Here is a 13,255-nt window from a genome sequence, read left to right on the forward strand (position 1 = left end):
AATCAATAAGCACCATGGTGACCGCAAAAAACGGCTCCCCCTTCTTCAAGGGAGAGCCGATCTAATCAACGCTTATACTTGGTATTCGAATGGCTTGGCGTACAGCTGCGCATATGCGCCGCCGCGCGCAAGCAGCCCTTCGTGCGTGCCTTGCTCGGCAATGCCGTCTTCCGTCAGCACGATTATCCGCCCCGCACCGCGAATCGTAGACAGTCGATGGGCGATGACGATCGTTGTACGCCCTCTTGCCAATGCTTCCAGCGATTCCTTGACGATGCTCTCGCTCTCGTTATCAAGCGCGCTGGTCGCTTCATCCAGGATAAGCACGGGCGGATTCTTCAAGAATACACGGGCAATGCTAAGGCGCTGCTTTTGGCCGCCCGACAATTTGACGCCGCGCTGCCCGATCTCGGATTCATAGCCGCTCGGCAAGCTCATAATAAAGTCATGGGCATTGGCATGTTTGGCAGCCGCTACGACGTCCGCTTCGCTTGCGGAAGGATTGCCGTAGCGGATATTATCCAGCACCGTTCCCGAGAACAGGTAAACATCCTGCTGAACGATTCCGATACTGCTTCGCAAGGCATGCAGATCGATCCGGCGGACGTTGACCCCATCGAGCAGCACCTCTCCTCCAGATGCTTCGTAGAAACGTGGAATCAGCGAGCACAGCGTCGTCTTCCCGGCTCCGGACGAACCGACAAGCGCGACGTACTCTCCCGGCCTAACCCGCAGCGACAGGTTGACGAATACCGGATTCAAGTGGTCTTCATAGCGGAACGTGACCTGTTTGAATTCAATGTCGCCCCTCACGGCCGGCAACGTAACCGCATTCGGCTCGTTCTCGATTTCCGGCTTCATCTCCATTAATTCCATAAAGCGCTCGAAGCCGGTGACGCCTTCTTGCAGCTGCGTACTCATATGAACCATTCGCTGAACAGGCTCGATCATGAAGCCGATATAGAGCAGAAACGTCACTAAGTCAGCCAAATCAATTGTCTCATGGACGATACTGGCACTGCCTAAGACGATTACGGTGATGGATATCAACTGAATAATCGTTTCGAAGCTATTATAAAATAAGGCCTCGGCTTTGTACGTGCTCTTCCGGCTGGCGAGAAAACGGTTGTTCTCCAGGTCGAACTTCGCGGTTTCAACGTGCTCGTTGGCAAATGATTTCACGACCCGGATGCCTGATAAGCTGTCCTCGGCCTGCGCGTTAATGTCTCCGATCCGCTCCTTGTTTCTTCTTAAGGCTTTGTTTAAGCGCTTATTGAAGTACAAGGATAAGATGCCCATAAGGGGCAGGAAGCAGAATACGGCGATCGTTAAAGGCGTGTTAATCATGAATAGAATGATAAATGCGCCGATAAAACGGACGGCGTATTTGACGTAATCCTCCGGTCCGTGGTGGTACAGCTCGGAGACGAGCAGCAGATCGTTCGTAAGACGGGACATCAGCTTGCCTGTCTTCTCTTTATCGTAGAAGCCGAACGAAAGCCGCTGCATATGCGCGAACAGCTCGCTTCGCATATCGCGTTCCATGCGGGCGCCAATCTCATGCCCTTTGTAATCGACGAAGTAATTCCCGGCATTTTGAATGGCGGTCAGCAGAAGCATCACCCCGCCGACGATATAGACCTTCGTTTGTGCTCCAGACAAGTCGCCTGTCAGCACATCCTTCGTGATGTAGCGGACGAGCAGCGGGAATACCAAAGCGGCAGCAGATACGATAAAGGCACAGCCGAGCACCGCCAGAAACAGTTTAAGATACGGCTTGTAGTACGACATAAATTTTTTTATTGGAAAACGCATAAGTTACCCCTTTAAGTGTTTTAGAACACATCCAAGGGGGTACACCGATTATGCACGTTAGGTCAGTGTTACACCCTTGTATGCAGCTGCGGTCAGATTCGTCATGTTTCTCATGTTATTGCCTCCTTGTTCTATATTACTTGTAGTATAAGTGATTTCTTGTTAGAAGAGAACAGTTAGCTGCGCATGACAAGCTTTGGCTTGAACAAGCTTCATGCATAAGAAAGAGGCCAGCCAGAAATCTGCTGACCTCGCCTGGCGAGTATCAAAATTTGCCTTTCACACGAGATGGCATGCAACGCTGCGATCGCTGCCGACATTCCGGAACAGCGGCACCTCTTCGCGGCAGCGGGGTACGGCGTACGGGCACCGCGTATGGAACTTGCAGCCGGAGGGCGGATTCGCCGGGTTCGGCAATTCGCCGCTCAGCACGATACGCTCGCGCTTCAGCTTCGGAATCGGGACGGGAACGGCCGACAGGAGCGCCTTCGTATACGGATGCAGCGGCTCGCGGAACAACTCGTCGCGCGATGCCGTCTCCATCATCGAGCCCAGATACATAACCCCTATCCGCGAACATAAATGCTCAACCACGCTCAGATCATGAGAGATGAACAAATACGTGAGCCCGCTCTTCTCCTGCATGCTGCGGAACAGGTTAATGATCTGTGCTTGGATCGACACGTCCAGCGCCGAGACCGGCTCATCCGCGATGATCAAATCGGGATTCAAGACCAGCGCCCTTGCAATGCCGACGCGCTGGCGCTGACCGCCGGAGAACTCATTGGGGAAGCGGTCGATATGGTACGACGACAAGCCGCAGGCTGCCAGAACTTCAAGCACGCGGGCGCGAACGTCGGCTCGCAGCACGAGGCCGTGCTCGATCAGCGCCTCGCCGATCGCGTCTCCAATACGGACGCGCGGGTTGAGCGAGCTGTAGGGATCCTGGAAGATCAGCTGCATCTTCGGACGAAGCAGGCGCAGCTCCTCAGGAGGCAGCCCGTGCAGATCGATCCCTTTGAATTTCACTTCGCCGTCGGTCTTGTCCGTCAGCCTCAGAATCGTACGGCCTACCGTGCTCTTCCCGCTGCCCGACTCGCCGACAAGGCCGAAGGTTTCTCCGCGTTTAATGGAGAAGCTGATATCGTCGACTGCTTTTACGCTGCCGACCGTGCGGCTGAACAGACCTTCTTTGATCGGAAAATACTTCTTGAGCCTGTTCACCTCAAGCAGCGGCTGTTGTTCCTCAGACATGCGCAATCGCCTCCTCATACAGCCAGCAGGCAACCTTCTGCTCATTGCCGACATCCAACAGCTGCGGCTGCTTGGTCTTGCAGATGTCCATGCAGTGCGCGCACCGATCGTGAAAGTAACAAGAAGGCACGAGCTCCAGCGGATTCGGCACCTGACCCGGAATGGAATACAGCTCCTCTTGGCGCTGATTAATGATCGGCTTGGATTTCAGCAAGCCCTTCGTGTACGGATGCTTCGGATTCCCGAATAAAGCGACCACTTCGCCTTCCTCCACGACCTTGCCCGCGTACATGACAACGACGTAATCCGCCATCTCTGCCACGACGCCGAGATCATGCGTAATCAGCAGAATCGACATGTCGGACTCTTCCCTGAACCTGCGCAGCATATCGAGAATTTGCGCTTGAATCGTGACGTCCAGCGCGGTCGTCGGTTCGTCGGCAATAAGCAGCTTGGGCCCGCATGAGATCGCGATGGCAATCATGATGCGCTGCAGCATACCCCCGCTTAGTTCATGCGGATACGAGTCCATGATCTGCTCCGCGCGCGAAATCCCTACCTCGCCGATCAGTTCGATCGCCCGCTTCCGGGCCGCCTTCTTGCTCATTTTGCGGTGCTCGATCAGCGGTTCCATCAGCTGCTCGCCGATTTTGAGCACGGGATTGAGCGAGGTCATCGGCTCTTGGAAGATCATAGCGATCTCATTGCCGCGAATCGTGCGAATCTCATTACGGCTTAATTGAAGCAGGTCCTCGCCGTTAAACCCAATGCTTCCGCCTGCAACTTCGCCCGCCGGACCTTCGATTAAGCCCATGATCGACATCGCCGTAATGCTCTTGCCGCTGCCGGACTCGCCGACGATACAGACAATTTCGCCTTTGCGGACTTGCAAGCTGACATCGTCAACGGCTCTGACGATGCCTCCTTCGGTCTTGAAATATGTTCTTAAATGCTCGATGTCAAGGATGTTATCCATGCTGCGTACACCTACCTTTTCTGCTTGGGATCCAAAACATCCCTCAGCCCGTCGCCAAACACATTAATGGCGATAACGGTCGCGAAGATCGAGAACCCCGGCGGAATCCACAGCCAAGGATGATCCTGAAAATCAATAATCGTATTCGCCGCATCAATCATATTGCCCCACGTCGGCGTTGGCGCATTGACGCCTAGACCGAAGTAGCTGAGCACGGATTCGTATAGAATGGCACCGCCAATGTTCAAGGTCGCAATAACGATGAGCAGCGGCATTAAATTCGGCAGCAGGTGGTTGAACAGCTTGCGGCGGTCGCGAAGACCGAGAACGACGGTCGCCTGCATATACTCGCGCTCCCGCAGGCTGAGCATCTGCCCCCGAACGATTCGCGCAAGGCCCGGCCACCCAACAACGCTGAGCATCAGCACGACAATGTACAAGCGATACTCCGTCGGCACCTTCCATTCCGAGAGCAGCGCGCCGAGAATGAACAGAAGCGGAAGACTTGGAATCGTGAGCAGCAGGTCGGCAATGCGCATGATGATTTGATCGGCAATCCCTCTGTAATAACCGGCAATGATGCCGAATAGAGAGCCAACGAATACAGACAGAACCATCGAAATCAAACCAACGGATAATGAAATCCGCCCCGCTTGCAGCACGCGAGTGAGTACGTCGCGTCCCAGCGCATCCGTGCCGAGCCAGTGCTTGAGATTTGGTGCTTTATTCATGAATGCCATGTGAATCTTGTTATCCGTATAAGGAGAAAATAGCGGTCCGATAAAGCAAGCTATGAACATGAACGCCACAACGACAAAACCGAGAACGGCTAGTTTATTCTTCAGCAGCCGTCTCAGGGACTGCTTCCATAACGAAGTGGATACGGACTTAACGGCGGATCTCGCCTTCTCAGCCTCTCCCGTAATCGTTGACATCTTCCTATCCTCCTACAGCTTGACCCGCGGATCGGCGACATGGTACAGAAGGTCCGATACCAGCGTGCCGATGACGGTCAAGATCGCGATAAGCAGCGTGAATCCCTGGAGCAGCGGATAATCCCGCAATCCAAAGGATTGCATATAAAGCTGACCGATTCCCGGCCAGTTGAATATTCGTTCAATAATAATCGATCCGCCGAACAAACCCGGCAGCTCGAAGCCGACCAGCGTAATGGCGGGCAGCAGCGCATTGCGCAGCGCATGGGTGAACAGTACCTTGCGTTCCTTCAAGCCTTTGGCGCGGGCCGTGCGGATATAATCCTGCTTGATGATATCGATCATGTTGCTTCGGAAGTAGCGCGTCAACGATCCGACGCCAAGCAAGGTCAGGACGACCACCGGGAGCAGCATGTGACGCATGACTTCCTTGATATAAGCCATACCCGTCGCATTGCTTCCCGTGGTCAGCATGCCGCCGGGCGGCAGCCACTTCAAGTCGACCGCGAAGATTTTAATAAGAAACAGCCCGATGAAGAACGACGGAATCGACAAGGCGGCGAAGAGCCCCAGCATGACGATCGTATCGAACCACGAATACTGCTTGTAGGCAGCGACCACGCCCACGACCACCGCGATCAGCCACGTCAAGAAGGTAGACACGATCGCAAGCAGGAACGAATTCCAGATATATTCGTTAAATAACGTCAATACGGGCTTCTGCTGCGACAACGAATAGCCGAAGTCGCCGTGGAAAGCGTTCTTCATCCAGAGCGCGTATCGTTCGATCACGGGTTTATTCAGCCCGTAGATTTCCCGCAGCTCCGCCTTGCGCTCCGGCGTCAGCTTAATATTTCCCGTTATGAAATCGCCCGGCGTTAAAGCGTATAGGCAAAAAACGAGAAAAGAAGCCGCGAATAAGATGAGGATCATATAGATGACCCGCTTCGTAATGTACGTGCTCATAATCGACTCCTTAACCTGTTATTCCCTGCCCGAGAGCTCGGGCAGGGAATAGCGTTTCTTGGTGGCCGTTATTGGCCGAGTGTCCAGTCCGGCAAGCTTGGAGCAAGACCGTTGAACGGGCTGACGCTGACATTCTGAATACGTCCGTTATAAGCGTAGACGCTCTTCTTGTAGCTCGTGAAGATAACAGGCAGATCATCATTCAGCAGCTTGTAAATATCTTTGTAAATGGCTTTGCGCTCATCGATGTTCGTCGTCGCCAAGCCCTTGTCGTACAGTTCTTTGAATTTCGGATTGTTGTAGCCTTTAATTTCTCCATCCACGAATTGAAGCAGTCCGTCCGATGGATCGGTCAAGAGCGACGTGGAGAAGGATACGAGATCGTAATCCCCGCCTTCGACTTTGGAGACGAGGGCATTGAAATCCGCAAATACTTCGGGCTCGAACTTGATACCGAGCGCTTCATAATCTTCTTTCGCGATGGCGATGAAGATATCCGTGTCCGGCTTCTTGGATCCGAGGTAGTGGATCATCAGCTTCTTGCCGTCTTTCTCGCGGATGCCGCCCGCGCCTACTTTCCAGCCGGCTTCGTCCAGAAGCTGCTTCGCTTTGTCCGGATCATACTTATATGGATTCATGCCATCCTCCGTGTAGGACCACGAGATCGAAGAGGACGGGATGTTGGCGATTGCGCCTGCGCCTTGGTTCGCATCGACGTAAATGCTCTGACGATCCAGTCCATAGGTTAATGCTTGACGAACCTTCTTATCCTGCAGCGCTGGATGCTCTAGATTCACTTGCAGGTAACCGTAGTTGCTTGGCGTATAAGGAAGAATATTGGCGAAGCCGAGCGCCTTCAGCTTATCGATGTTTTCCTTCGTCGCGCTGAACGAAGCGTAGTCGACCTCGCCTGTTTCAAGGTACTGCCACGTATCGCCTGCGGCCGTTTTATAAATGAAATGCGCTGTCTTCGGTTTGCCTTGGAAGTAATTCTCGTTAGCGATCATCCGAACTTCTTGACCCGGAATGAACTTCTCCAGCTTGTACGGTCCGTTGCCAAGCGGGCTGCCGCTAAGCTTCTTCATGTAGTCCAGCTGACCTTGCTTGTAGTCCTTGCCGTAATAGGCCTTGGACAGTACGTCTGAACCAAGCAGCGTCAGGGCGCTTGCGTTCGGCTTCGTAAGCGTCACGGAGATCGTCTGCGGATCGATGACTTTAATGCCTTCGATGCTCTTCGCAGTTCCTGCTTTATACGCATCGCTTCCTTTAACCAGCAGCGTGTTGACCTGAGAGTCACCGTCATAGGACTTATCGAATAGGATTGTCCATGTGAATGCGACGTCGTCGGCCGTCATCGGCGAGCCGTCGCTGAATTTCAAATCCTTGCGAAGATGATACGTATAAGTCAAGCTATCCGCGGACACATCCCATTTCTCTGCCAGCCCGGGGATCGGAAGTCCTTTATCGTCGACTTTGACAAGCGGCGTGTAGAGCAGCGACGAGACGTTGCCGTCATACCCGCTTTGTTGGAAGTAAGGCGTGAACGCACCGCTCGGATCGGTCAAGCCCACAATAATTGTGTCCGTACGCTGTTTAGCGGTGTCCGGAAGCTTGGACATGTCCGAGGCCTTAATCAGCCCCGAAGCATCGGACCCCGGGTTTGGCGTGCTTGTATTTGCGGTATTGCCCGGTGCCGTTTGGTTTGTGCCTGCGCCCGGTGTGTTTCCGCTACCAGCATTGTCGTTGTTTCCGCAAGCGGAAAGGAGTAACGCGCTTGCAAGTATGGCTGTGGATAGAGTTGCGATTCTTTTCTTCATGATACCCTCCTAGAGTACGGCTTTATTTAAGCCAGGGTTTAATCCCGATAGATTTACTCAGCATTCTTTGTCTTATTATAGGCAGGAGAATTGGTTCTGTAAATAGAGAACTCGAATAAATTTCTTCTTGAGAAGAATAATTATTTAGTTCATCATAAAAAGACCTCCGCACGAAGTTAACGCAGCATAAAGAACCGCACCCCATCGTCCTTTCACGATGCGGGAGCGGTTGATTCAAATAGCGTTTATTAAGCCATGCCCTGCTCGATATAACCCATGATTTTGCTATGAATCTGCTCCAAGGCGCCTGTTCGGAGGCTGTATGCCGTCAGCGTCTCTCCTTCGAAGTGGGCCGTAAGCAGGCCGGCGTTGCGAAGCTTGGAGATATGGTCATGCGTGATCCCCTTCGATAATTCCATGTGGCGCACGATTTCGATAAACGAACGCGGTCCTTGGCGAAGATACTTTAATATCTTCAGCCGGCTCTTCTCCGCCACGCTTCGGATCATCCGGTATTCATGCGGCGTCAGGAAATCCTCGTCGCCCAAGTAAATTCTGGCCGCGTAATGACAGAGGGTTACTTTGCCGAAATAGCTGACAACATTGATCGGCTGAAAATGATACTGCGGCATAAGGATGATCTGCTTCAGCTCGTTCATCGGCGCAAACTGCAGCCCGTTTGTCGTTTCGTCGACGAACGCGAACGGATCGGACGCAGGAAGCGCTTGCTTCCGCTTCATCGCTTCTACGTGAAGCCGCTCTATAATTTCCGGATCGACATGCTGCATATATTGCTCATTCCACTGCTGGAACAGCCTGACCGTGCGATCGCGGAAATCGCCCATATGTGCAGGAAACAGATTGCTGTATGGCGACATTAATTCATATAAGTCCCCTGCCGCCATCCCCTTGAGCCACTCGACGAAATCGGCGGCATCTTCGCCTGGACAGAGATGCACAAGCAGATACGTCAACTTCCAATCGCCATCTATTCCAATGCCGTCCAGCAGATCGGATAATTCAGGCGTTATCCGCTGCTGGACCTGCTGAGCCCAAGACGGAGATAGATCAAGCTTCTTATGTGACTTACGGCAAATATAGGCATGCAAGCTGCCCATGACTTCGAATAATGGTTTGAATCTCACATCCAAGCTGTACGCCAACGTCCGCACCCCCTCTCTATCTGCTATTATAGGTGCGTTCATCGCTGTGTTCCACTTCGATTTTTTCTCAGCTGGACTCATATGTCCAAGCGGAAGAGGCATAATGGGATATGCTGCATATGTATACGACAAGAAACACGGTACCTGAAGGTCCGTGTTTCTTGCGCAACGCTTCGCGGCCGATGGAGGCCAGCTCTTATGTCCGGTACACTGGGGCGCCGAACGGGGAGGAGCCCGCGCCGCCGTCTACGCTGATTTCTGCGCCTTGGACGAAAGCCGCATCGTCGGAGGCCAAGAACAAGGCAACGTTCGCGATATCCTGCGGTTCACCGAGGCGGTTAAGCGGGATCGAACGCGTGAGCTTCGACTCGAATTGCGCCAGCCCTTCCGGCTGCCCCCAAATCGGCGTCCGCGTCGCACCCGGCGATACCGTGTTCACACGAATGCCGCGAGGCGAAAGTTCGGATACGAGCACTCTCGCCATGCTGCTGACAGCCCCTTTACTCGCCGCATAGGCGGCATAACCCGGGCTTCCTGCTTTCGCAAGCACAGAGCTGTTCAAGATGATTGATGCGCCGGATGTCAAATACGGCAGGGCAGCTTGAACGGTGAAGAAGACGCCGGATACGTTAATTTTCATAATATTATCGAAAACGGAAGGCTCCGTTGCCCCAGCCGGCGTATTTCCGGCAATGCCTGCATTTGCAAATACGATGTCCAGCCTGCCAAATCGTTCCACGGCTGCGGCAGTGGCTTTCTCGATACTCGGTTGATCCGTCGTATCCGCTTGAACCGCAAAGCCGTTATCTTCACCGAGCTCCTTTAACGCCGCGTTCAGCGTCTCCTGATTCCGGCCGGTAATAACGACTTTAGCCCCTTCTGCAATGAACAATTTGGCCGTTGCCAGGCCGATGCCGCTGTTGCCTCCTGTAATCAATGCAACTTTTCCGTTTAATTTACCCATCATTAATCTCTCCCTTGACGTTTTATACGGGTCGTACTGTCAATTTGAGAACGTTCATTCTCAATTCCTCAAAAAAAATTTTTTCTTATTTATCTAGTATTTCCATAGAAAGCTTTGCTATGCGATAAAGCTTCTCTTTGCTCGTTGACGTTCGTGAGAGCACCCGCAGTCCAAGCAGCGCGTTGTGCAGGCTCTCCGCGAGTTCTTCAGCGCTTTGGACGGAAGTAAACTCGCCATTCTGCTGTCCCTGACGGATAATGCCTGCAAGATGCTGCTCTGCCGAGCTGAAGCTTTCGCACGCTTTCGCCTCCGCCTCGAGATCCCTTGGGGCAAGCTCCACCGCCATATTCACGAACATGCAGCCTGGAGGACTCTCCTCGCCAAGCCCTTCGACCGCCATATCGAAGATGAATTGTACAGCCTGCCTGGAGGTAGAGCGCTGCATGCTCGCAGAGAGCGCCGAGTTGATCCGCTTCCCGTAACGATCAACGGTCATTAAGTACAGCTTATGCTTGTCGCCAAATGTATCATACAAGCTTCTGCGATGAATGCCCATGTGCTCGACCAGATCGTTAATGGACGTTTTTTCATAGCCCTGCTCCCAGAACAGCTTCATCGCCTTCTGCAAAACGATCTCTTCGTCAAACTCCTTCGTTCTGGTCATGCGTAAGTCCCCCTCCTTTCGAATCCCATCTTACCATATTGGGAATGACCAGTAAAGAATATATTTTACTGACCGTTCCCAACACGTTAATAGGCCCTATTCATCCGTATAAAGGGCTATTATCGTGTAAATACTTGGAACAACCTCTGTGCGATAAAGGAGAGCAAGTGATGCAGCAATCAGAAAAAATCACGGGTACCCAGTTAGGCTTACTCCTATTTACTTTTATCGTCTCCACAAACTTGTTAAACGTTCCTGGAATTATGACCATGTTTGGAAAACGCGACGCATGGATCTCGGTTTTTCCTGCTGCTCTATCGGGACTCGTTAGTATTTGGGTGATGACTGTGCTGGCGAATCGATATCCGGGTTTAACGATCATCGAGTACAGCTCCAAAATCGTTGGGAAATGGATCGGGCGATTAATCGCGATCAATTACATCTATTATTGGTATGTTTCGATTACGACAATCTCGATGCAGCACACGGGATTTATTAATACGATTCTGCTGCCGAAAAGCCCTTCCATCGTAACCAGCCTGACGTTCTTGATCTTATGCGGTCTAGCAGCGATCGCGGGTCTGGAGGTTATCGCACGATGTAACGAGTTTATTACCATCCTCATTTTGTTTTATTTGATCCCGATTCTGATTCTGACGCTCGGGGATGTAAATTTCAATCAACTAAAGCCTGTATTAGGGGATGGCCTATTACCCATGCTGCAAGGCGCGGTCAGCCCGGGAGGCGGGTACATGAATCAGTTATTTATATTGGGATGGCTCCTTCCTTATTTAAATCAACCGCGCAAGGCGCGCAAAGTCTCGCTGATCGCGCTCTCCGGCATTGCCCTTCTCGTCATTACCGTTGTTATGCTTACCATCACGGTGCTTGGCCCTTTGACGGGAAAGCTAACCTTTTCTTTTTTGAGCGTCATTCAATATGTCGGAATCGAAGGTTCCTTCGAACGTCTTGAGTCCATCGCGGTCGCCCTGTGGGTGATGGGCTGTTTTGTAAAAGTAGCCATATCGTTATTTATTTTCAGCTTAAGCATAAGCCAACTCTTCGGCATACGAAATTATCGCGAAATCGTATTTCCGGCGACATTCTTATCCGTCGTTGGAACGGTTTGGATTTTCAAGAATGGGGCGGAGCTGAATAATTATCTTGCGTTTACATTCCCTTTAGCGGCATTTTTTAATCATAGTCTCATCCCGTTAGCGCTGCTGATGGTCGACACGATTAGAAGAAGCAGCGTGGACAACTTACGACTTTAACAGCATTTTCCCAATGGGTTCGAAGATCAGCTGGAGGGGAACGGTAAAGCTTGGAAGTTTTACTCGGCCAATCAATAGCGCGCCCATGACCACCGATATGGCCATTAAACCACCGTAAATCGCCGCTTCTTTGTTTTTTTGTCTTCGTAATAAGGATTGGACTCGAATAAAAGACCATACAAGTGTTGCAAGTACATAGCCCGCAACTTCAGCGATCATTTTTTGATCTCCTTTTCTTTCAGCTGCAGCGGAGTACCCGACATCCCGGAGCCGCTGATATTGAGCTTCACTCCGATCGCAAGATCCACCTGCGGATATTTAAGATCCCACTGTTCTTTCAATGCTTTCCACTGCTTCGGATGATCTCGAAAAATTTCTTGGCCGAAGCCTATTGCATCCACTTTGTATCGCTTCTGCAGATCGGCTACCACCTCCCTGACTTCCGTTTCGACAGATTTCTCTAGTGCTTGCTTCACAAGCTTTAGATTGTTCGGCCGATTGATATTCAAATCGGTATTGTTCTCGAGTAGACTTCCTTCTCCCTGCAGCTGAATCTTGACTTGTATCTTATCACCGATGATTCGAGAAGTGATTGTGCGCTTGGCATGGTTTAACTGCATCCCCACATTTCCATTGCCATTTGGCAAACTGGCATCGATCTCGCCACTCTTCTTACGGTTCGTAGCCCAGGCAAATCCGTTTGTTTGTTTACTGTCTAAGAAACCGATGATTTTAAAATCCTTGAATAAAGCAGATCCGGCCAGCTTGAAGATCTTGTTCTTCTCTTGGTTCCCACCCGAATAATCTTTCGCTTCAATGACGCCCATGACGGGGCTAATGCCTTCGCTCGCTGCCGTGATAAAGAAGTCTCGCAAGGTAACTGCCAATTCGGTTCCCAGCCCCTCCATCTCTTTAACTGCTTCTATAGGCAGCTGTTCGAAGGGGTATTTCGTTTGCAAAATTTCCCGCCCTTCCCCGCCCTTTACAACCATGATATATGTTCTTAATCGTTGACGCGGATCATGCGTAAAAACGTCGAGTACTTCGTTTATGCCGTGCCTGCCGAACGATTCTCCTATAAAAATAACGCTCCGGTGAGAGGTAAATAACCTGCGGGAGCTCTTCATCTGGATTTTCTGGAATGCATCACTGGTATTCTTGCCTACGGCAGACAAGACAAAAAACTTCTCTTGCTGGCCGCTCCCGCCGCCCCCCAGTCCCCCCTGAGAGGAAGAGGGGATAGCAATCTGTACGGATAACAAACAACATTCTCCAGTATCCGTCAAGTCAAATGAAGTCCCCGATATGAATGCAAGATCATTAATCTCCGTACGGTCCCAACAACCGCTTATCATCCATACGGAGCACAGCAAGCCGATACACAGGTAAGCTCTCATTCCGAAGTTCCTTTCCTCATAACCTAACAA

The 13,255-nt window shown here is 51.7% G+C and carries 12 protein-coding genes; 1 reads left to right on the plus strand and 11 read right to left on the minus strand.

All coding sequences use genetic code 11. The features are described from left to right. Positions 1 to 72: 72 nt before the first annotated feature. The 9 genes from KXU80_RS11445 to KXU80_RS11485 form a co-directional block, all read right to left on the minus strand. Positions 73 to 1,815: an ABC transporter ATP-binding protein gene (locus KXU80_RS11445; protein ID WP_219838296.1), complete on the minus strand. Its 1,743-nt coding sequence runs from the start codon at positions 1,813 to 1,815 to the stop codon at positions 73 to 75. A gap of 279 nt (positions 1,816 to 2,094) precedes the next feature. Then, positions 2,095 to 3,069 (minus strand): ABC transporter ATP-binding protein, encoded by a 975-nt coding sequence (locus tag KXU80_RS11450; protein WP_219838297.1) that lies wholly within the window; start codon positions 3,067 to 3,069, stop codon positions 2,095 to 2,097. Next, entirely contained in the window at positions 3,062 to 4,045 is a 984-nt protein-coding gene (locus KXU80_RS11455; RefSeq protein ID WP_219838298.1) for an ABC transporter ATP-binding protein, read from the minus strand. Before KXU80_RS11455 ends, KXU80_RS11450 begins: the two co-directional genes overlap by 8 nt. Positions 4,046 to 4,056: 11 nt before the next feature. Further along, positions 4,057 to 4,980 carry an oligopeptide ABC transporter permease gene (gene opp4C / locus KXU80_RS11460; protein ID WP_219838299.1) on the minus strand — a complete coding sequence of 308 codons (924 nt, stop codon included), beginning with the start codon at positions 4,978 to 4,980 and terminating at the stop codon, positions 4,057 to 4,059. A 12-nt stretch (positions 4,981 to 4,992) separates the two neighbouring features. Continuing rightward, entirely contained in the window at positions 4,993 to 5,946 is a 954-nt protein-coding gene (locus KXU80_RS11465; RefSeq protein WP_219838300.1) for an ABC transporter permease, read from the minus strand. A 68-nt stretch (positions 5,947 to 6,014) separates the two neighbouring features. Further along, positions 6,015 to 7,763: an ABC transporter substrate-binding protein gene (locus tag KXU80_RS11470; RefSeq protein ID WP_219838301.1), complete on the minus strand. Its 1,749-nt coding sequence runs from the start codon at positions 7,761 to 7,763 to the stop codon at positions 6,015 to 6,017. Positions 7,764 to 8,011: 248 nt separating this feature from the next. Next, positions 8,012 to 8,935: a helix-turn-helix domain-containing protein gene (locus KXU80_RS11475; RefSeq protein ID WP_258171443.1), complete on the minus strand. Its 924-nt coding sequence runs from the start codon at positions 8,933 to 8,935 to the stop codon at positions 8,012 to 8,014. 187 nt (positions 8,936 to 9,122) lie between these two features. Then, positions 9,123 to 9,893 carry an SDR family NAD(P)-dependent oxidoreductase gene (locus tag KXU80_RS11480; protein WP_258171357.1) on the minus strand — a complete coding sequence of 257 codons (771 nt, stop codon included), beginning with the start codon at positions 9,891 to 9,893 and terminating at the stop codon, positions 9,123 to 9,125. 82 nt (positions 9,894 to 9,975) lie between these two features. Continuing rightward, positions 9,976 to 10,554 (minus strand): TetR/AcrR family transcriptional regulator, encoded by a 579-nt coding sequence (locus KXU80_RS11485; protein ID WP_219838303.1) that lies wholly within the window; start codon positions 10,552 to 10,554, stop codon positions 9,976 to 9,978. A 170-nt stretch (positions 10,555 to 10,724) separates the two neighbouring features. Here KXU80_RS11485 and KXU80_RS11490 point away from each other — a divergent pair, with 170 nt between their 5' ends. After that, complete coding sequence (locus KXU80_RS11490; protein WP_219838304.1) at positions 10,725 to 11,828, plus strand: GerAB/ArcD/ProY family transporter; 1,104 nt, start codon at positions 10,725 to 10,727, stop codon at positions 11,826 to 11,828. Here KXU80_RS11490 and KXU80_RS11495 read toward each other — a convergent pair. Both KXU80_RS11495 and KXU80_RS11500 read right to left on the minus strand, forming a co-directional pair. Beyond that, on the minus strand, positions 11,817 to 12,047 hold the full coding sequence (locus KXU80_RS11495; protein WP_219838305.1) for a hypothetical protein: 231 nt from the start codon (positions 12,045 to 12,047) through the stop codon (positions 11,817 to 11,819). The two genes, KXU80_RS11490 and KXU80_RS11495, sit on opposite strands and share 12 nt — an antisense overlap. Then, positions 12,044 to 13,225, minus strand: coding sequence for a Ger(x)C family spore germination protein (locus KXU80_RS11500; RefSeq protein ID WP_219838306.1), 1,182 nt, complete (start codon positions 13,223 to 13,225; stop codon positions 12,044 to 12,046). Before KXU80_RS11500 ends, KXU80_RS11495 begins: the two co-directional genes overlap by 4 nt. Positions 13,226 to 13,255: the final 30 nt, after the last annotated feature.

The sequence above is a fragment of the Paenibacillus sp. R14(2021) genome, assembly GCF_019431355.1.
Classification (GTDB): domain Bacteria; phylum Bacillota; class Bacilli; order Paenibacillales; family Paenibacillaceae; genus Paenibacillus_Z.

Excerpts from the sequence above, each read along its gene's own strand:
- KXU80_RS11445 (WP_219838296.1), bottom strand. The coding sequence starts at position 1,815 with ATGCGTTTTCCAATAAAAAAATTTATGTCGTACTACAAGCCGTATCTT.
- KXU80_RS11450 (WP_219838297.1), bottom strand. The coding sequence starts at position 3,069 with ATGTCTGAGGAACAACAGCCGCTGCTTGAGGTGAACAGGCTCAAGAAG.
- KXU80_RS11455 (WP_219838298.1), bottom strand. The coding sequence starts at position 4,045 with ATGGATAACATCCTTGACATCGAGCATTTAAGAACATATTTCAAGACC.
- opp4C (WP_219838299.1), bottom strand. The coding sequence starts at position 4,980 with ATGTCAACGATTACGGGAGAGGCTGAGAAGGCGAGATCCGCCGTTAAG.
- KXU80_RS11465 (WP_219838300.1), bottom strand. The coding sequence starts at position 5,946 with ATGAGCACGTACATTACGAAGCGGGTCATCTATATGATCCTCATCTTA.
- KXU80_RS11470 (WP_219838301.1), bottom strand. The coding sequence starts at position 7,763 with ATGAAGAAAAGAATCGCAACTCTATCCACAGCCATACTTGCAAGCGCG.
- KXU80_RS11480 (WP_258171357.1), bottom strand. The coding sequence starts at position 9,893 with ATGATGGGTAAATTAAACGGAAAAGTTGCATTGATTACAGGAGGCAAC.
- KXU80_RS11485 (WP_219838303.1), bottom strand. The coding sequence starts at position 10,554 with ATGACCAGAACGAAGGAGTTTGACGAAGAGATCGTTTTGCAGAAGGCG.
- KXU80_RS11490 (WP_219838304.1), top strand. The coding sequence starts at position 10,725 with ATGCAGCAATCAGAAAAAATCACGGGTACCCAGTTAGGCTTACTCCTA.
- KXU80_RS11495 (WP_219838305.1), bottom strand. The coding sequence starts at position 12,047 with ATGATCGCTGAAGTTGCGGGCTATGTACTTGCAACACTTGTATGGTCT.
- KXU80_RS11500 (WP_219838306.1), bottom strand. The coding sequence starts at position 13,225 with ATGAGAGCTTACCTGTGTATCGGCTTGCTGTGCTCCGTATGGATGATA.